Source organism: Streptomyces sp. NPDC089424 (genome assembly GCF_044749345.1).
In the GTDB taxonomy this organism is placed as follows: domain Bacteria; phylum Actinomycetota; class Actinomycetes; order Streptomycetales; family Streptomycetaceae; genus Streptomyces.
Genome location: NZ_JBIVHU010000011.1, coordinates 53,532 through 72,175, shown reverse-complemented (window position 1 = coordinate 72,175; position 18,644 = coordinate 53,532). Strand labels below are relative to the sequence as shown.

The window sequence follows — 18,644 nt, the reverse complement described above, 5'->3', positions numbered from 1 at the left end:
TCAAAGGGCCTCCAGCGCATCCCTGACCCTTTTCAGCAGTGCGATGTCGGGGTGGTCGAGGGTGCCCGGCCCGAGCGAGGTGCCGGGCAGCGTGCCGCCGGGGGTGCGAGGCGTGAGCGCGTCGGCTGGTGCGGGGCCGACGGGGGGAACGGGAGCGGCGTGGCCGAGGGCGGCGGGGTCGTCGGCGGCTGGATGTCCGAGGGCGCCGGGGTCGTCTGGGACCGGGTGTTCTGTGCCGGTGGGGGCGGCCGGGGCCGCGTGCGCGGGCCGGGGGCGGCCTTTTGCGCCCGGCGGGCGCGTGCGCGGTGCCACCAGACCGGCCGCCGCCAGCCGGCGTATGGACACCAGGGTGTGGAAGGCCGGTCTGCCCAGGTCGCGGGCTATGTCCGTGGCCGTGCGCAGTCCGTCCACGCGGGCCAGCACCGCGCTCTGCCGGGGCGGGACCGCCGGGGCGGCGGCGGTGTCGAGGCGTTCCAGGGGCGCGCTGTCGGTCGCCGGGTCCGGCCAGATGCGGTGCAGCAGGGCGCGGCGGCGCAGCGTCTCCTGCTCCACGGAGCCGACCGGCACCGGGTGCACCGAACCGAGCCAGTGCGTGGGGCCGTACCGGAAGCGCCCCGGGGTGCTGCTGGGCGCGAGGGCGAAGTAGGCGGCGTCGTAGAGCGCGCTCAGATGGCACAGCTCCAGCGCGCCCGGCGCGAGCCGCCCGCCGTCCAGGAGGGCCCGGTCGGCGCCCCGCGGCTCGTCGGCCCGCTCGACGGCGTCCTGCCAGTCCCGGGCGTCCAGGGTGCCGTGCGCCGTGAGGAGGATGTCGAGGCCCGGCGCGTACGGGCTCTCGGCGTGCACCACCCGGCCCTCGGCGAGGTACAGGGTGCCGCTCGCGCGGACCAGGACGCCGGTGGCGTGCTCGGCGGCCAGCCGGGTCAGCATCGGGGAGACGCCACCGGTCCGGTGCCGGGCCACCTTGTCCCGTATCGGCAGTCTGGGAGGCGGTGTGGTGCCGACCATCGTCATCCCAGCACCAGCCGTCCGGCCATCTCGCCCAGCCGGATCCGGGCCAGCGCGAGGTTGCCGTCCGCCCGGCCGAGCCACAGATGCAGGAACACGCTGCTGTCGAACGACGTCCGCACGAACCGCAGCACGTGGTAGCTGTCCCGGTTGCTGAGGATCAGGTCCTCGACCGGGGGGTCGGCGGCGTCCGGCGCGTCCTCGCCGGCGCCGCCGCCGGCCGGCGCGAACGCCCGCTGCTCGGCGGCCAGCCGGGCCAGCTCCGCGGCCTCGGCGGCCGCCGCCTCGTGGTCACCGCCCGGCGCCTCGCCGACGGTGCCCAGTGCCAGTCCGCTCGTCCAGTCGACCAGCGCGGCCCCCCGGGCGCCGGGCAGCCGCATGGCTTCCAGTAAGCACTCGTCGATTCCGGGCACCCTGGACTCCCCTCCTGCCTGGGTTCGGCTGAGTGACCCAGAGACTACGCAACGTGTGTGCGGCAGGTGAGCGTTCTGGCATTTTCCGGTGGAACATGCGACGAGTGGCTAGTGTGGGTCAACTGTCGCCGTTTCCGGGCAAGTTGATCACTCCTTCGCGGGCGCCGGAAGCGCGCTCAGCGTGCCCGCGTGCGCCCCGCCCGACTCGGCCACGATCTCGTCGAGCGGCTGGGGAGTGCGCACGGTCGCGAAGGACACGCCCCCCGCGCCGTCCGGCACGAAACCGTAGACGCCCGGCCGGGCCAGGGAGTTGTACGCGTAGTGGTGGGCGAAGTAGTACGCGCCCGTGTCGAGCGCCGCCGCGTAGTCCCCCTGCTCCAGCAGCGGCAGCTCGCGGCCCTCGGCCAGCAGATCGCCCGCGAAACACGCCGGTCCCGCCACGTCCTGCGGCACGGCCGTCCCCTCCTTGGGGCGCCCCTTGCCGTCGTACGCGGCGATCCGCAGCGGCCACAGCTCCGGCGCGTACACCGTCCGCGTGGCCACCTGCACGCCCGCGTGCGTCACCGCCACCGGGCGGCCGCCCGCGCTCTTGGCGTACTCCACCCGCGCCACCACCGTCCCGTGCTTGGCCAGCAGCGACCGCCCGAACTCCGTCACCAGCCCGTACCGGCCGTCGAACAGCCCCGGCACCGCCTCCTTCAGTGTCCGCGCGTACTGCGCGTACGTGGGAGTCGTGACCTCCGAGGCGAAGTTCACCGGCAGTCCGCCGCCGATGTCGAGCGTGTCGACCTGGGGCCGCCCGATCCGCCGGTTGATCTCCTCCGCCAGCGCGTACGTCGCCGCCACGCCCTCGGCCATCCGGGACAGCGCGATGCCCTGCGACCCGGTGTGCGCGTGCAGCCGGGTCAGCCAGGGACGCTCGGCGTACGCCCGTATCACCCACTCGCGGGCCCCCTCGTCCCGCAGCGCCACGCCGAACTTGGAGGTCGCCGTGGCCGTGGAGAGCGCCTCGATGGAACCGCCGCCGACCTGCGGGTTCACCCGGAGCCCGAGAGGGGAGCGGCTCGGCGCGGACCGCATCAGGGCGTCGAGGCGGTCCAGCTCCTGCGGGTTGTCCGCGTTGACGGCGACGCCCAGGGCCAGCGCCTCCCGAAGTTCCGCCGGGGTCTTGGCGGGCGAGTCCAGCACCGTCCGCTCCGGCGTCACGCCGGCGGCCCGGGCCAGCGCCAGCTCGCCGGGGCTCGCCACCTCAGCGCCGACGCCCTCGTCGCGGAGCAGCCGCAACACCGGGACCAGTGGGGACGCCTTCACCGCGAAGGCGTGCAGCACGGGCGTGCCGGGTGCCACCACGGCGTCGAACGCCGCCCGCAGCTCCGCCGCCGACTCCCGGATGCCGGTGACGTCGAGCAGTCCGGCGAGAGGGGCGTCGGGCCCCAGCAGCCCCTGCTCCACGGCGGCCCGTACCGCCTCGTCGCGTCGCATCGACCGCTCCCGGCCCGCCTGGGCCTCCTGGGTGTCGTCCATGTGTTCCCCCGTCTCCTCGGTCGTCCTGTCGCTTCGCCGCTGCGCGTGGTCCATACATCCAGCCAAACATCCGTCCCGGCGCCGTGTCGGGCCACCCCCTATTGACTAGCTCTATTCATGTCGCCAGGATGTGAATAACGGCAGCACATTCCGCAGGGAGCTCCGAGCGAGCAGTCACCCAGGAGGCAGACCATGTCAGGACCCCGCCCCGTCCGAGCGCCGCGCGGTACGCAGCCGAGCGCCCTGGGCTGGCAGCAGGAAGCCGCCCTGCGGATGCTGCAGAACAACCTCGACCCGGAGGTCGCCGAGCACCCCGACAAGCTCGTCGTCTACGGCGGCACCGGCAAGGCGGCCCGTGACTGGCGGTCCTTCGACGCGATGGTCCGCACCCTCCAGGGGCTGAAGCAGGACGAGACGATGCTGGTCCAGTCCGGCCGCCCCGTCGGTGTCATGCAGACCCACGAGTGGGCGCCCCGGGTCCTCATCGCCAACTCCAACCTCGTCGGCGACTGGGCCAACTGGGAGGAGTTCCGCCGCCTGGAGGCCCTCGGCCTGACCATGTACGGGCAGATGACCGCCGGTTCCTGGATCTACATCGGCACCCAGGGCATCCTCCAGGGCACCTACGAGACCTTCGCCGCCGTCGCCGCGAAGAAGTTCGGCGGCACGCTCGCCGGGACGATCACCCTCACCGCCGGGCTCGGCGGCATGGGCGGCGCCCAGCCGCTCGCCGTGACCATGAACGACGGCGTCGCGATCTGCATCGACTGCGACCCGCGGGCCATCGACCGGCGCATCGAGCACCGCTACCTCGACGTCCGGGCCGACTCCCTCGACCACGCCCTCCAGCTCGCCACCGAGGCCCGCGACGCCCGCCGCCCGCTGTCCGTCGGCGTCCTCGGCAACGCCGCCGAACTCGTCCCGCAGCTGCTCGCCATGGGCGCCCCGATCGACATCGTCACCGACCAGACCTCGGCGCACGACCCGCTGGCGTACCTGCCGGTCGGCGTCGCCTTCGACGAGATGGCGGCCTACGCGGCCAAGGACCCGGCCGGCTTCACGACGCGGGCCCGCGAGTCCATGGCCCGGCACGTCGAGGCGATGGTGGGCTTCATGGACGCCGGCGCCGAGGTGTTCGACTACGGCAACTCCATCCGCGGCGAGGCCCGGCTCGCCGGATACGACCGGGCCTTCGCCTTCCCCGGCTTCGTCCCCGCCTACATCCGCCCGCTGTTCTGCGAGGGCAAGGGCCCCTTCCGCTGGGCGGCCCTGTCCGGCGACCCGGCCGACATCGCCAGGACCGACAAGGCGATCCTCGACCTCTTCCCCGAGAACGAGTCCCTCGCCCGCTGGATCAAGATGGCCGGCGAGCGGGTCCACTTCCAGGGCCTGCCCGCCCGGATCTGCTGGCTCGGCTACGGGGAGCGGGACAAGGCCGGAGAGCGGTTCAACGACATGGTGGCGAGCGGGGAGCTGGCCGCGCCGATCGTCATCGGGCGCGACCACCTCGACTGCGGCTCCGTCGCCTCCCCCTACCGCGAGACCGAGGCGATGCTCGACGGCTCCGACGCGATCGCCGACTGGCCGCTGCTGAACGCCATGGTGAACGTGGCGTCGGGCGCCTCCTGGGTCTCCCTGCACCACGGCGGTGGCGTCGGCATGGGCCGCTCGATCCACGCCGGCCAGGTGACGGTGGCAGACGGCACGGCGCTGGCCGGCGAGAAGATCCGGCGCGTCCTCACCAACGATCCCGGGATGGGCGTCATCCGGCACGTCGACGCGGGCTACGACATCGCCGAGTCGGTGGCCTCCGACCGGGGCGTGCGGGTCCCGATGCGCGAGGGTGACCAGGCGTGACGCGCACCGAGGACGGCCAGGCGGACGGCACGGCCGCCGCCCGGCACGGCGCCTCCTTCCACGAGATGTGGCGGGAACTGCTCCCCGTCGGACGGCACCCCGGCACCCGCGGCTACCGCCGCTTCGCCTGGACCGGGGCCGACGCCGAGTGCCGGGACTGGTTCCGGGCGCAGGCCGAGGCGCGGGGGCTGCGCTACGAGCTGGACCGCAACGGCAACCAGTGGGCCTGGCTCGGGGACCCCGCCCAGGGGGACGCCGTCGTCACCGGGTCGCACCTCGACTCCGTGCCCGACGGCGGGGCCTTCGACGGGCCCCTCGGGGTCGTGTCGTCGTTCGCCGCGCTCGACGAACTCCGCGGCCGCGGGGTGCGCTTCGCCAGGCCCCTGGGCGTCGTCAACTTCGGTGACGAGGAGGGCGCCCGCTTCGGGCTGGCCTGCGTCGGCTCCCGGCTCGCAGCCGGACAGCTCACCGTCGAGCAGGCGCACCGTCTGACCGACGGCGAGGGGACCACGCTGCCGCAGGCCATGGAGGCCGCCGGGTACGACCCCGACGCCATCGGACCGGACCCGGAGCGGCTCGCCCGCATCGGTGCCTTCGTCGAGCTGCACGTCGAACAGGGCCGCGCCCTGGACCTGTCCGGCGACCGGGTGGGCATCGCCAGCGCCATCTGGCCGCACGGCCGCTGGCGGTTCGACTTCCGGGGCGAGGCCAACCACGCCGGCACCACCCGGCTCGTGGACCGGCGCGACCCGATGCTGCCGTACGCCGAGACCGTCCTCGCCGCCCGCCGCGAGGCCCACCTCGCACAGGCCGTCGCGACCTTCGGCAAGATCGCCGTCGAGCCCAACGGTGTCAACGCCGTGCCGTCCCTGGTGCGCGGCTGGCTCGACTCCCGCGCCGCCGAGCAGGAGACCCTCGACACCGTCGTGACCGGCATCGAGCGGGCGGCCCGCGAGTACGCCGACGCGCACGGCGTCGATCTGGACGTCGTACGCGAGTCGTTCACCCCGGTCGTCGAGTTCGACCACGCGCTGCGTGACGAACTCGCCCGCATCCTCGGCAAGGACGCCGGCCTCACGGTGCCGGTCCTCGGCACCGGCGCCGGACACGACGCCGGAATCCTGTCCGGGACGATCCCGACCGCCATGCTGTTCGTGCGCAACCCCACCGGTGTCTCGCACTCCCCGGCCGAGTTCGCCGCCGAGGACGACTGCGTGGCCGGAGTGAGCGCACTCGCCGACGTACTGGAAGGGCTGGCCCGCGCGTGACACGGACGTACTGGCTGGAGCACGCCTGGCTCGGCACCCACGTCGAGCCGGGCGTCGCCGTCGACACGAAGGACGGCCGGATCACCGCCGTCCACCAGGACACCGGGACCCCGCCGCCCGGCGCGGAGATCCTGCGCGGGCTCACCCTCCCCGGCCTCGCCAACGCCCACAGCCACGCCTTCCACCGCGCCCTGCGCGGCGTCGTGCAGGTCGGCTCCGGGACCTTCTGGACCTGGCGCGAGGTCATGTACGCCACCGCCGACCGGCTCACCCCGGACACCTACCACGCGCTGGCCAGGGCGGCGTACGCCGAGATGGCCCTCGCGGGGATCACGGCCGTCGGCGAGTTCCACTACGTCCACCACGCCCACGGCGGCACCCCCTACGCCGACCCCAACGCCATGGGTGAGGCGCTCGTCGCGGCGGCCGCCGAGGCCGGGATCCGCATCACCCTCCTCGACACCTGCTACCTCTCCGCCGGCTTCGGGCAGCCGCCCAACGCACACCAGCTCCGTTTCTCCGATCGGACGGCGCAGGAGTGGGCCGAACGCTGTGCACTTCTCAAGGAACGGGATCACGCACGGATCGGCGCGGCGATCCACTCCGTACGGGCCGTGCCCGCCGACCAGTTGGCGACCGTCGCCCGGTGGGCCGAGGAGCGGCGGGCCCCGCTGCATGTGCACCTGTCCGAGCAGACCGCGGAGAACGACGCCAGCCGGCGGGCGCACGGCCGCACCCCCACCCAGCTCCTCGCCGACCACGGCGTGCTCGGCCCCCGCACCACGGGCGTCCACAACACGCACCTCACCGACGAGGACATCGCCCTGATCGGCGGCAGCGGCACCGGCACCTGCATGTGCCCCACCACCGAGCGCGATCTCGCCGACGGCATCGGCCCGGCCGTGGCCCTCCAGAGGGCGGGCTCCCCCCTCAGCCTCGGCTCCGACAGCCACGCCGTCGTCGACCTGCTCGAAGAGGCGCGCGCGATGGAGCTGAACGAGCGGCTGCGCACCCGCACCCGCGGCCACTGGACGGCCGCCGCCCTGCTGCGGGCCGCGTCGGCGGACGGGCATGCCGCGCTCGGCTGGGCGGACGCGGGCACCCTGGAGCCCGGCGCGCTCGCCGACTTCACGACGGTCGCGCTCGACTCGGTCAGAACCGCGGGGCCGCTGCCCAGGCTCGGCGCCGAGACGGCCGTATTCGCCGCGACGGCAGCGGACGTGCGCCATACCGTCGTGGGCGGGCGGCATGTCGTACGCGACGGGGCGCACACCCTCGTACCCGATGTGCCGCAGGCACTCGCGCGGGCCGTCGACGCCCTGCGTGCCTGACGACCGCCGAACCGAGCCCCCACGAGGACGCCATGAACAGCAGCACCAGCGCCACTCCCGGCGCCACCCCCGGCACCGCTTCGCGGACCAGTCCCAGCGCCACCCCCGGCACGACCACCGCCATCACCAACATCGCCGCACTGGTCACCAACGACCCCTCCCTCGGTGACGGTTCCCCTCTGGGCCTGATCCGGGACGCGGCCGTCGTCATCGACGGCGACCGCGTCGTGTGGACCGGTGAATCAAGCAAAGCACCCGCCACTGACAACCGGGTTGACGCCGGCGGCCGCGCGGTGATCCCCGGCTTCGTCGACTCGCACTCCCACCTGGTGTTCGCGGGCGACCGCACCGAGGAGTTCAACGCCCGTATGTCGGGCCGCGCGTACAGCGCGGGCGGCATCAGGACCACGGTCGCCGCCACCCGCGCCGCGACCGACGCCGCGCTGGAGGCCAACCTCACCCGGCACCTCGCCGAAGCCCTCCGCCAGGGCACCACGACCTTCGAGACCAAGTCGGGCTACGGCCTCACCGTCGAGGACGAGTCCCGGGCCCTGCACATCGCCGCCGCCCACACCGACGAGGTCACCTACCTCGGCGCCCACATCGTCTCCCCCGACTACGCCGAGGACCCGGCGGCCTACGTCGCCCTCGTCACCGGCGAGATGCTGGACGCCTGCGCCCCGTACGCCCGGTGGATCGACGTCTTCTGCGAGAAGGGCGCCTTCGACGGCGACCAGGCCCGCGCGATCCTCACGGCGGGCAAGGCCAAGGGCCTGCACCCGCGCGTCCACGCCAACCAGCTGACCTACGGCCCCGGCGTCCAGCTCGCCGTCGAACTCGACGCCGCCAGCGCCGACCACTGCACCCACCTCACCGACGCGGACGTCGACGCGCTCGCCGGCGGCTCCACCGTCGCCACGCTGCTGCCCGGCGCCGAGTTCTCCACGCGCGCCGAGTGGCCCGACGCCCGCCGGCTCCTCGACGCGGGCGTCACCGTGGCGCTGTCCACGGACTGCAACCCGGGCTCGTCGTACACCTCGTCGGTGCCGTTCTGCGTCGCGCTCGCCGTGCGGGACATGGGGATGACCCCGGACGAGGCGCTCTGGTCCGCCACGGCGGGCGGCGCCCGGGCCCTGCGCCGCGACGACGTCGGCCGGCTGAGCCCCGGCGCCCACGCCGACCTCGCCGTGCTCGATGCCCCGAGCCATGTGCACCTGGCCTACCGGCCGGGGGTCCCTCTGGTGACCGAGGTGTGGCGGCGCGGCGTACGCGTGGCCTGACGCCCGCTCAGGCCGCTCCCGCCCGCCACCGCTGGGCGGGGGTCCCGTCGGTGTCGTCCAGCCACCGGAACCCGAGCCCGCCCTCGCCGTCCGGCGTCACCGCCGTGCCCGGGTCGACGGCGGGCCGGATGAGCCCGGCGTCGTCGACCGCGAACATGAGGTTCTCCGCGTTCCTGCCCTCCACGGACGAGCAGGTCCAGATGCCCACGCCCCGGTCGGTGGAGCCCCGGCTGTCCAGGCAGAAGTCCGGGTCGGCGGCCGACTGGAGCACGCCCCGGCCGTCGTCGACCCGCCAGCGCTGGGTGGCGGCGCCCGAGCAGGGGGCCGTGACGACGTCCACGCCCTTGTCCAGGTCGCCGTCCCGGATGTCCAGGCACAGCCCCGAGGCGACGTTGACGACCTGCGCGTAGGCGCTGCCCGGCGGGTGTACGGGCGGCGGCGCGGTCACGGACGGCTTCGGGGGGTGGGTGGCGCGGGACGGGGAGGGACTCGCCGTCGGGGAAGCGGACGCGGACGGCTTCGGGGACTTCGAGGGCTCCGACGGCGTGGCCGAGGGCGACGCGGGGGTTCCCGGCACGGTCGCCGTCACCGTCACCGCGGGCGGCGGCGTGGCGCCGACCTGCTGCGAGGCGTTCCCGCCGGGGGAGTCGGCCGGGGAGAGCAGGAAGAACAGCAGCGGAGCGAGGGCCACCCCCAGCCCCGCCGAGGTCAGCGCGACCCGCCGGGACGGCGCCCAGGCCCGCTCCCGCGCGGCACGGCCGTCCGCGCCCGGTGCGCCCGCAAGCCGCGTCGCGTGCCCGGCGTCCGGTGCGCCGCCGGTCCGCGCCGCGTATGCCGCGCCCGCCCACGGCATCAACCCCTCCGCAAGCGCGGTGCGGGGCGTGTCGCGCAGGGCGGTCAGTTCCTCATGGGCGGTCGTGCAGTGCGGGCAGTGCGTCATGTGGGCGGCCAGGTCGGGACTGTGCCGGGGCGACCGCGGCCGTACCGACTCCTCGATCAGCCGCCGGAAGTCCTGGCAGTCCGGGTCGTCGGAGGCGGCCAGCCGGGAACGCAGCAGGGACCGGCCGAGCGCGCCCAGCGCGGGCTCGGTGCCGTACGTCACGTCCTCGCGGGTGATGCCGAGCAGAACGGCGGTCCGCTCGGCGCTCTCCCGCTCCACAAGGCTGTACCAGATCAGGCCGCGGGTGCGTTCGGGCAGCGTCCGGTAGGCGCCGAGCATGGGCGGCAGGGGCCCGTCGGGTCCGGCCGTGTTGAGGACGAGCAGCAGTCCCGCGTCGAGTGCCGCCGAGCGGTCGCCCTCGGCCCAGCTCGCGGCCACCCGGCCGGTCAGCAGCAGGAGTTGGTGCCGCCACGGGGCGGCCGGATCGGTGCCGCGTGCCGTCCTGCGGGCCGCCAGGGTGAAGGCCTGCGCCGCCAGTTGGCGGGCCGCCGCGTCGCCGGTGGTGCACAGCCGGGCGTAGGTGAGGACCGGCGCCTGGTGACGGGCGCGCAGTTCCTGGAGCGCGGGGTAGGCGGCGGCCGTGCCGGCGCGCAGCAGTTCGGTCAGCCGCGCGTCGGACGCGTCGGAGTGCGCCTCGTGCGCCGCGTCGTTGTCGGTCCCCTCGGGCCGGGCCATCCACCCGCCTCCTCGCGTTCCCGCCGGAGCCGGCCAAGTCACTGACGTACCGGCCAGTTTGGAGGTTGACCATAGTGGTGGAGCGAGGCCTGTGGGGAAAGGTGTTACCGAGGGTAATGAGGTGGCTGGCGCGGTGGAGTCGCACAGGCGCGTCCGGCGCCCGAAGGCGCCGGACGGAAAGCCTGTGGGTGGGCCGGTCTCAGTCCTCGACCGTCAGCCCCTTGCGCAGCCGCCCCAGCGTCCGGGACAGCAGCCGCGACACGTGCATCTGCGAGATGCCCAGTTCCTCGCCGATCTCGGACTGGGTCATGTTGGCGACGAAACGCAGGGACAGGATCTTCCGGTCCCGGTGCGGGAGTTCCGCGATCAGCGGCCGCAGGGACTCGACGTACTCGATGCCCTCGATGCCGTGGTCCTCGTACCCGATGCGGTCCGCGAGGGCGCCCTCGCCGTCGTCCTCCTCGGGCTGCGCGTCCAGCGAGGAGGCGGTGTAGGCGTTGGAGGCGGCCATGCCCTCGACGACCTCGTCGCGGGAGAGCCCGAGCCGCTCGGCCAGTTCCGCCACCGTGGGCGCGCGGTCGAGCTGCTGGGCCAGCTCGTCGCCGGCCTTGGCCAGGTCGAGCCGGAGCTCCTGCAGCCGGCGCGGGACGCGCACGGACCACGAGGTGTCACGGAAGAAGCGCTTGATCTCGCCGATGATGGTTGGCATGGCGAAGGTGGGGAACTCGACGCCCCGGCTGAGTTCGAAGCGGTCGATCGCCTTGATGAGGCCGATGGTGCCGACCTGGATGATGTCCTCCATCGGCTCGCTGCGGGAGCGGAACCGGGAGGCGGCGAACTTGACCAGCGCGAGGTTGAGTTCGACGAGCGTGTTGCGCACGTAGGAGTACTCGTGCGTGCCTTCCTCGAGCGATTCCAGCCGCTCGAAGAGGGTCTTGGACAGGGCCCGCGCATCCACGGGACCGACCTCGTCGTACGGGGGGATCTCCGGAAGTCCGGCCAGTACGTCGTCCTGGACGCCGAGGGCGTCCTCCTGGACGGCGAACGTCTCGCTGTCCGGTGCGATGGGATCCAGATGTTCCGAAGGGAGTGTCGACGTCGCCGTCCGGGTATGCGATGCGTCGAGCCGGGGTGACATGATGTCCTCCATCGTTCTCGGCATATGGCTGCCGAAGCCAGTTACGTGCACTGCGGTGTGCGGCGCCTCCAAAGCCGGCCGTGTCGGTTTACGTGTCTCTACTAGCCCTACCCGCTTTGCCGAACGCTTCGCAAGTGCGTTCTGTGTGTATATGTCCGTTTCTGGGCGGATGTTCGGCTGTCGAAGGGCGTAGGGAAGGCGTAGTGTTCGTGGGCGACAGTCAGCAGCCACGACCTCGGGAGAGAGAGACGGCATGGACCACGGGACGGTCGGCAGCGCACAGTCGGGCCGGCTTCTGGTGGAGGTGCGGGAAGAGGGTTCCAGTGCCGTGGTGACACCGGCGGGTGAGCTCGATCACCACACCGCCGACCTGTTGCGCGAACCACTGGACGCGTGCCTCGCCAAGGGTTTCAGCCGTTTGGTCGTCGACTGCTCACGGCTGGAGTTCTGCGACTCCACGGGGCTGAACGTGCTGCTCGGCGCCCGCCTGAAGGCGGAGGACGCCGGGGGCGGAGTGCATCTGGCGGGCATGCAGCCCGTGGTGGCTCGGGTGTTCGAGATCACGGGAGCGGATGCGGTCTTCACCGTGCACGACACGGTCGAGGCGGCCCTGTCCGGCGAGGGCGATGCCGACTGAGCATCCCGGTCGTCCCGAAGTAAGGGGTGTTCTCCCGGATCGGTCGGGCAGGAGACATCCTGAACATGTCGCCGGCAAACATGATCGAGCGTGCGGACTGTGAGTACTGAGCACCGACCTATTCGTAACTGAAATCTTGAAACGTGAACTGGTGAATCGGTGAGGTGAAGCGCTGATGAGCACCACCCGGCCCTACTCGCCGGGCGACCGCGGCCCGGAGCCCAGCGGCGCTTCCGGGGCGTCCGAGGGGGGCGTGCCAGGGACCGGGGCGTCCGCAGGGGGCGCGACCGTGTCGCCGGGGGCAGGTCAGGTACGCAGGCTGACGTTCGAGGGCGAGAGCGGCGTCGTGCCGCTGGCCCGTGATTTCGCCCGTCAGGCGCTGTACGCGTGGGGCTGGCTGCCGGCCGCCACCGCGGATCAGCGGGCGGCCGCCGAGGACGTACTGCTCGTCGTCTCGGAGCTGGTCACCAACGCGTGCCTGCACGCGGAGGGGCCGGACGAGATGTTCCTCACGTGCGACAACAAGGTGATCCGGATCGAGGTCGCCGACCGCGGGACGGGGCAGCCCTCGCCGCGGACGCCGCACCGGGCCGGACGGCCGGGCGGGCACGGCATGTTCATCGTGCAGCGCCTCTGCCTGGACTGGGGCGTCGTACGGGCCCCCGGCGTCGCCGGCAAGAAGGTGTGGGCGGAGCTGGGAGCGCCCGCCTAGGGCGTCGCGCATCCCCACACTTCCGACACGCCTCACGTCTTCCTTCCTCAACCCCTCGGGCGTACCTTGACGGCCCGATCTGATGTGCCGTCAGGAAATGAGGGGGCGACGATGTCCACCGTGTCGTACCGGAGACGAACCGCGGCGCTCGCGTCCGCCGCTGCCCTGGCCGGCTCCGCCGTGCTGCTCGCCGCCCCGGCGGCCCACGCCGAGGTCGTCGACGTCGACTACCGGTGCAAGACGCCGATCGGCGACAAGAGCGCCGTCTCGCCCATCGACATCAAGGGCGTCAGGAGCGGATCCGGCTACCGGATCACCATGTCCTGGCAGAAGGGCGTCTCCTCCAGCCCCGTCGAACTCGGCAAGGGCGCGATGAACCCGAGCGCCACCGTCGCGCTCGGCGGCGCCGACAGCGGCACGCTGACCGTGACCGGCCCCGCCAACCAGGCCGCCATCCCCGCCGACACCCCCATCAAGATCAACGACCTGTCGGGCACCTACACGCCGAAGAAGACCGGCAAGGTCACCTTCACGGCGGGCGTCCTCACCATCAAGGCCCTCGGCACGACGACGACCTGCACCCCGAACAACGACCCGGGGCCGTCGCTCACCTTGGACGTCACCGTCCCGGCCGGCGGGGGAGCGCCCCAGCAGGGCGGCGGCGGCGACTCCGGCGCGGAACTCCCGCAGACCGGCCCCGAGGACTCCGCGATCGCCCTCGGCACGCTCGGCGGAACGGTCCTGCTGGCGGGCGCGGCGGGCGCGCTGTGGCTGACCCGGCGAAGCCAGGCGGCACGCGTGCGCCGTTGAGCCGCCGGAACCGGGCGGTACGCCGCCGACCCACCGGAGTACGACCGCTGGAGCCGCCGTGTCGTGTCCCACCCGTGCCGTGCAGGCCGTCTACCTCTCGCTCCTCGCCCTGCTGGGCGCCGCCCCGGCGGCGGCCGCGGCGGGCGGGGGCTGGTCCGTCGCGCCCGCCGGGGGCGGCCGTCCCTCCTTCTACGCCGAGGGCGCTCCTGGCACGGTGCTGCGCGACACGGTCTCCGTGACCAACCGCACACGGCACCCGGTCACCGTCCGCCTGACCGGGACCGGGGTGCAGGTCACTTTCGCCGAGGCCGAGATACGCGTGCCCGCCCGGACCCGCGCGGACGTCCCCCTCACCGTGACCGTGCCCGAGGGAGCCGCGCCCGGTGACCGCACCGGGACGCTCTTGGCGCGGGACGGCGACGGCGGGTCGATGTCCGTCCCCGTACTGCTCCGGATCGGCGGCCCCGAGTTGTCCGCGCTCACCGTCGAGCGGGTCGCCGTACGCGGTGACCGCATCGGCTACGACCTCGTCAACCGAGGCACCACCGCTCTCGTCCCCACCCTCTCCGTGCGCGCCGAGGGCGTCTTCGGCACCCTTCTCGACCGCGCCCCGCGCACCCTGCCCGTCGAACTCGCCCCCGGCCGCCGCCTGCACCTGAGCGAACCCTGGCCCGGCCGGCCCGCGCTGGACGCGGTCGACGTGCGGTTGACGGTGACCGCGGCGGGCGGGGCAGGGGACACCGCGACGGCCTCGGCGCGGTTCGTGCCGTGGGGCGGGGTGGCGGCGGGCGGAGCCGCCCTGGCTCTCGGCGCGGCGGCACCGACGCTCGTCCGGCGGCGCAGGCGCCGCGCGACACCCGGGCCCTCGCCCGAACCGGTCCGTGAACCGGCCGAGTTGACGGGAGTGGCGAGGTGAGGATGCGTTTCCTGGTGCCGGCCTTCGCGGCGCTGCTGCTGCTCGTGCCGCCGCCCGCCGCCGTCGCCGCCGACGGACCCGGCGTGAAACTGTCCACGTCGCAGGCGGGGACCGGGGGTTCGGTCACCGTGACCGGCAGCGGGTGGCGCGGGCGGGCGCTGCTGATGATCCTCATCTGCGGGCAGTCCGTGCCCTCGCGCGGCGTCGTCGGGGGCACCAACTCCTGCGCCAACGCCGACGGACGGGCCGTCACCACCGACGCCGAGGGCCGCTTCCGCAAGGAACTGCCGGTCGCCGAACCGCCCGTGCCCTGTCCGTGCGTCGTGCACGTCGCCACCGTCACCGGGCCCGAGGCAGGGGCCGACGCGATCTTCCAGGTGGCCGGGCACAGCGTCGAACCGCTGCCGGCACAACCGGCGGGCGGGCGCCTGTCGGTGCTCGACGACACCCGGCTGGAGGGCTCCGGCGGCCTGCTGACCTGGTTCGGCGCGCCGCCCGCCCGCACCCTCGTCCTCACCGTCGGCAACGTGGGCACCTCCGCCGTCGTCGACCCCGTCTTCCAGGTCGGTACCGCGCACGGCGTGTTCGCGCCCGAGTGGCAGGAACAGCGGTGGCGCGGCACGATCGCGCCGGGCCGCAAGGCGCGGATCCGGCTGCCGGCCGAACTGGCGGCCGGGGCGCACGGCGACTACACCGTCTCCCTCAAGTACGGCGGGAAGGTCCTCGCCGAGCAGCCCTGGGCCGTGGGCCGGCCCTGGGGCGTGACGCTGTTCTGGATCCTGGCCTGCCTGGTGGTGCCGGCGGCGGTGTTCCGCGCCGGGATGGCCGTGGTGGACCGGGTACGGCCGCGCCGGCCGGGCGGCGTACGCCATCGCGGACTCCCCTTGCGGCTGCCCGCCCCGAGCGCCCGCCGATCCCCCCGGCCCTCCTCCGACTCGACCCTGCCGTGGTTCACCCCGGACGCGGATCCGGGCACGGCCGGTCGGCTCTCCGCACCGCACGACGACAGCCCGCCGAGTCGTACGACTCCGTTCAGAAAGGGACCCACGTGAGAACGCGAAGGAGAGTCACACCGGCCGCCCTGGCGATGCTGGTGGGCGGTGCCGGGGTGCTGCTCGGCGTGGCCGCGGTGCCCGCGCAGGCCGCCGAGGTGTCGTACCGCACGGAGTGCGTCCCGCCGCCCATCTCGGGGCTGCCGCCCGTGCAGGGCACCACGACGGTGGCGGTGACCGCGCCGGCGGCGGCGAAGGTGGGGGAGGAGGTGGAGGTGGTCTGGACGTTCGTGCAGGCGGCCTCCAAGAACCCCGACCTCGTCGACCTGCCCGCCAACTCGGTGCAGCCGAGCGGCACCCTCAAGGCGGCCGGTGCCCAGGCCGCGGACATCGCGATGCGGGGGCCGCGGGAGAACCCGCCGATCCCCAAGGGCGGCGCCATGGTGCTGTCCGCGATGAAGGGCACGCTGAAGCTGACGACTCCCGGCGCGGTGACGCTCACGCCCGGCGCCTACGCCATCAACGCGATGTCGACGGACACGAAGTGCGCCCCGCAGGAGGCCGTGCAGGCGGCGGCGACCATCAATGTGACGCCGGCCGACGGCGGCTCGGGCACGAGCAGCCCCACACCGGGGCCCACGGGCAGCGGATCGCCGTCCCCGTCGCCGACGGGCGGTCCGGGGCCCTCCGGCAGTCCTGCGCCCTCCGGTACCCCGGCACCCACGACGAGCGGGCAGACCGACTTCACCGGCAAGGAGGTCCAGGTCCCCTACAAGTGCAAGACGCCCATCGGTGACAAGGAGGCCACCTCGCCGGTGCAGATCGACGCCCGCAGGAACGGCGGGAGCTTCGACCTCACCGTGCGGTTCAAGGAGTCGGTGATGGACAGCCCGGCCGAGATCCCCGCGGACTCGGTGAAGCCGTCGATGGAGGTGGTGCTCGGCGGGGCCGACACGGGCACGGTCCATGTCGAGGGGCCCACCAACGCCGAGCCGATCAAGGCGGGCGACCCGATCGAGATCCCCGATCTGACGGGTACCTACAAGCCGGGCGCGAGCGGTGAGTCGACCCTGTCGCCGGGTGTGCTGACGGTGGAGGCCCTGGGCACGACCACGACGTGCACCCCGGCGAAGACCGAGGTGTCGCTCACCCTGGACACCACCCAGCAGCCGGGCGGCGCGGCGGGCGGCTCCTCCTCGGGCGGTTCGTCCTCGGGTGGCTCCGCGGCGGGCGGTTCGGCGGGCGGTTCGGCCTCCGGCGGCGGCCTCGCCGAGACGGGCGCCGAGGACGACGCCACGCTCAAGGCCCTCGCCCTGGTCGCCGGCACGGCGGTCCTCCTGGGCGGCGCGGTCTTCACGTTCCTGCCCCGCAGGCCCTGACACACGAGAGGGCCGCCGCACCCGGGAAGGATGCGGCGGCCCCCAAGGCCGGCGGGACTACCTCACGTCGCCCATCAGGGCGCGGATCTTGCGGCCGGCCATCATGAAGGCCAGTCCGGCGGCGACGGCGACGACGGCCCACATCGTGTAGTAGACGGCGTCGCCCAGCGGCGCGTTGAGCTTGGTGGTCCAGCCGTTGAGGGCGTTGCCCGTCGCGGTGGCCAGGAACCACAGACCCATGATCTGGCCCACGAACTGCTTCGGCGCGAGCTTCGTCGACAGGGACAGGCCCACCGGCGACAGGCACATCTCGCCGAGGGTCTGCACCAGGTAGACGCTCAGCAGCCAGAAGACGGTGACCTTGCCCGTCTCGCTGTTCGCGGCGGCGGCGCCGGCCAGCCCCATGATGCCGAAGGAACCACCGATGAGGAGCATCGCCAGGGCGAACTTCATCGGCGTGCTGGGCTCACGGTCGCGCTTGGCCAGCTTCACCCAGAGCGCGGCGAAGATCGGGGCGAGCACGATGACCATGGCCGGGTTCACGGACTGGTACCAGGAGGCCGGGAACTCCCAGCCGCCGATCGTGCGGTCGGTCTTGCCGTCGGCGAAGATCGTCAGCAGCGAGCCGGACTGGTCGTAGATCATCCAGAACAGCACGGCGGTGGCGAAGAACCAGGCGAAGGCCTTGATCTTGGGCTTGTCCTGGCTGCTCAGGGCCGGGTTCCGGTACATCGTCACGAAGTAGACGATCGGCACGACGATGCCGAGGACCGCGAGCACGTTGACGATGTGCTCTATGTCGTACGTGCCCAGCGCGATGTCCAGGACCAGCGCGGCCAGGGCGGCACCGCTCCACAGCACGACCTTGCGCAGCGCGGACCGCTTCTCCTCCGGGGAGGCCGGGGTGCCGGGGTGCTTGCCGATGTCACCCAGGTGACGGCCGCCGAGGACGTACTGGATCACGGCGAGGGTCATGCCGACGCCGGCGACACCGAAGCCGAGGTGCCAGTTGACGTTCTCACCGAGGTAGCCGACGACCAGCGGGGCGAGCATGCCGCCGATGTTGATCGCCATGTAGAAGAGCGTGAAGCCGGCGTCCCGGCGGGCGCTGGACTGACCCTCGTAGAGGCCACCGACCATCGCGGAGATGTTCGGCTTGAGCAGACCGGTGCCGATCGCGATCAGACCGAGACCGCAGAAGAAGGCGATGTCGGAGGGGATCGCCAGGGTGAAGTGACCGAGGGCGATGACGATGCCGCCGACCAGCACGGCCTTGCGGGCGCCCCAGAGGCGGTCGGCGACCCAGCCGCCGGGCATGGCGGCCATGTACACGACCGCGTTGTACACGCCGTAGATCGAGGCGGCCAGGGCCTCGCGGCCCTCCAGGGGGCCGTCGAGGACGCCCGCGATCAGATAGAGAACGAGGATGCCGCGCATTCCGTACCAGGAGAAGCGCTCCCACATCTCCGTCATGAAAAGCGTGGCCATACCGCGGGGGTGGCCGAAGAAGGTCTTCTCGGAGCCGGGGGTGCCCGGGGAGGCCGAGTCCTTCGTCAGGCTGGACGCCATGGTCGATCCTTGCTGGTCGGGACGCGCTCATAGAGCGATGCGCGCCCGGTGGGGGTACGGCCGGCACCGGCGGATCGGTCGTCCACCCCACGCCCACGGGGAGTCCGCCCCGGATCTCGGAGCGGTGGACGACGCCCACCGGGATCCACGCCGCGGGTGCCTCGATGCGCGCGCGGCCCGGCCACAGGTCATTCCTTT

The 18,644-nt window shown here is 73.3% G+C and carries 16 protein-coding genes; 10 read left to right on the top strand and 6 right to left on the bottom strand.

Features of this window, described 5'->3' with window-relative positions:
* From ACIP2X_RS35000 to ACIP2X_RS34990, 3 genes are all read right to left on the bottom strand, one after another.
* Positions 1 to 1,011 (bottom strand): transcriptional regulator, encoded by a 1,011-nt coding sequence (locus tag ACIP2X_RS35000; RefSeq protein WP_401681406.1) that lies wholly within the window; start codon positions 1,009 to 1,011, stop codon positions 1 to 3.
* Positions 1,008 to 1,418 carry a hypothetical protein gene (locus ACIP2X_RS34995; protein WP_401681403.1) on the bottom strand — a complete coding sequence of 137 codons (411 nt, stop codon included), beginning with the start codon at positions 1,416 to 1,418 and terminating at the stop codon, positions 1,008 to 1,010. The genes ACIP2X_RS35000 and ACIP2X_RS34995 overlap by 4 nt, the downstream gene beginning before the upstream one ends.
* Before the next feature lie 147 nt (positions 1,419 to 1,565).
* Positions 1,566 to 2,942, bottom strand: coding sequence for a diaminopimelate decarboxylase (locus tag ACIP2X_RS34990; protein WP_401681400.1), 1,377 nt, complete (start codon positions 2,940 to 2,942; stop codon positions 1,566 to 1,568).
* Positions 2,943 to 3,134: 192 nt separating this feature from the next.
* Between ACIP2X_RS34990 and hutU the strand changes: the two genes are divergently transcribed.
* From hutU to hutI, 4 genes are all read left to right on the top strand, one after another.
* The gene (gene hutU / locus ACIP2X_RS34985) at positions 3,135 to 4,799 is read left to right on the top strand and encodes a urocanate hydratase (protein WP_401681397.1); all 1,665 of its coding nucleotides are present in this window, start codon (positions 3,135 to 3,137) and stop codon (positions 4,797 to 4,799) included.
* Positions 4,800 to 4,864: 65 nt separating this feature from the next.
* Positions 4,865 to 6,067, top strand: coding sequence for an allantoate amidohydrolase (locus ACIP2X_RS34980; protein ID WP_401682096.1), 1,203 nt, complete (start codon positions 4,865 to 4,867; stop codon positions 6,065 to 6,067).
* Complete coding sequence (locus tag ACIP2X_RS34975) at positions 6,064 to 7,398, top strand: formimidoylglutamate deiminase (RefSeq protein ID WP_401681394.1); 1,335 nt, start codon at positions 6,064 to 6,066, stop codon at positions 7,396 to 7,398. The genes ACIP2X_RS34980 and ACIP2X_RS34975 overlap by 4 nt, the downstream gene beginning before the upstream one ends.
* A 32-nt stretch (positions 7,399 to 7,430) precedes the next feature.
* Positions 7,431 to 8,678, top strand: coding sequence for an imidazolonepropionase (gene hutI, locus ACIP2X_RS34970; RefSeq protein ID WP_401681391.1), 1,248 nt, complete (start codon positions 7,431 to 7,433; stop codon positions 8,676 to 8,678).
* Between the two features lie 7 nt (positions 8,679 to 8,685).
* On the opposite strand, the gene ACIP2X_RS34965 is transcribed toward hutI, so the two are convergent.
* Positions 8,686 to 10,293, bottom strand: a complete 1,608-nt coding sequence (locus ACIP2X_RS34965) for a ricin-type beta-trefoil lectin domain protein (RefSeq protein WP_401681388.1) — start codon at positions 10,291 to 10,293, stop codon at positions 8,686 to 8,688.
* Between the two features lie 199 nt (positions 10,294 to 10,492).
* The gene (locus ACIP2X_RS34960; protein ID WP_401681386.1) at positions 10,493 to 11,431 is read right to left on the bottom strand and encodes an RNA polymerase sigma factor SigF; all 939 of its coding nucleotides are present in this window, start codon (positions 11,429 to 11,431) and stop codon (positions 10,493 to 10,495) included.
* Between the two features lie 253 nt (positions 11,432 to 11,684).
* On the opposite strand from ACIP2X_RS34960, the gene ACIP2X_RS34955 reads away from it, so the two are divergent.
* The 6 genes from ACIP2X_RS34955 (at position 11,685) to ACIP2X_RS34930 (ending at position 16,877) form a co-directional block, all read left to right on the top strand.
* Positions 11,685 to 12,068, top strand: coding sequence for an STAS domain-containing protein (locus tag ACIP2X_RS34955; protein ID WP_365447275.1), 384 nt, complete (start codon positions 11,685 to 11,687; stop codon positions 12,066 to 12,068).
* A 175-nt stretch (positions 12,069 to 12,243) separates the two neighbouring features.
* Positions 12,244 to 12,780, top strand: coding sequence for an ATP-binding protein (locus ACIP2X_RS34950; RefSeq protein WP_401681383.1), 537 nt, complete (start codon positions 12,244 to 12,246; stop codon positions 12,778 to 12,780).
* 120 nt (positions 12,781 to 12,900) lie between these two features.
* Positions 12,901 to 13,590, top strand: a complete 690-nt coding sequence (locus tag ACIP2X_RS34945) for an LPXTG cell wall anchor domain-containing protein (RefSeq protein ID WP_401682093.1) — start codon at positions 12,901 to 12,903, stop codon at positions 13,588 to 13,590.
* Between the two features lie 58 nt (positions 13,591 to 13,648).
* Complete coding sequence (locus tag ACIP2X_RS34940) at positions 13,649 to 14,506, top strand: hypothetical protein (RefSeq protein WP_401681380.1); 858 nt, start codon at positions 13,649 to 13,651, stop codon at positions 14,504 to 14,506.
* A 2-nt stretch (positions 14,507 to 14,508) separates the two neighbouring features.
* Positions 14,509 to 15,558 (top strand): hypothetical protein, encoded by a 1,050-nt coding sequence (locus ACIP2X_RS34935; RefSeq protein ID WP_401682091.1) that lies wholly within the window; start codon positions 14,509 to 14,511, stop codon positions 15,556 to 15,558.
* A 35-nt stretch (positions 15,559 to 15,593) separates the two neighbouring features.
* Positions 15,594 to 16,877: a hypothetical protein gene (locus ACIP2X_RS34930; protein WP_401682088.1), complete on the top strand. Its 1,284-nt coding sequence runs from the start codon at positions 15,594 to 15,596 to the stop codon at positions 16,875 to 16,877.
* A gap of 57 nt (positions 16,878 to 16,934) precedes the next feature.
* Here ACIP2X_RS34930 and ACIP2X_RS34925 read toward each other — a convergent pair whose 3' ends face one another.
* A complete protein-coding gene (locus tag ACIP2X_RS34925) occupies positions 16,935 to 18,446 on the bottom strand; it encodes a peptide MFS transporter (protein WP_401681378.1) in 1,512 nt (503 codons plus the stop codon).
* Between the last annotated feature and the right edge of the window lie 198 nt (positions 18,447 to 18,644).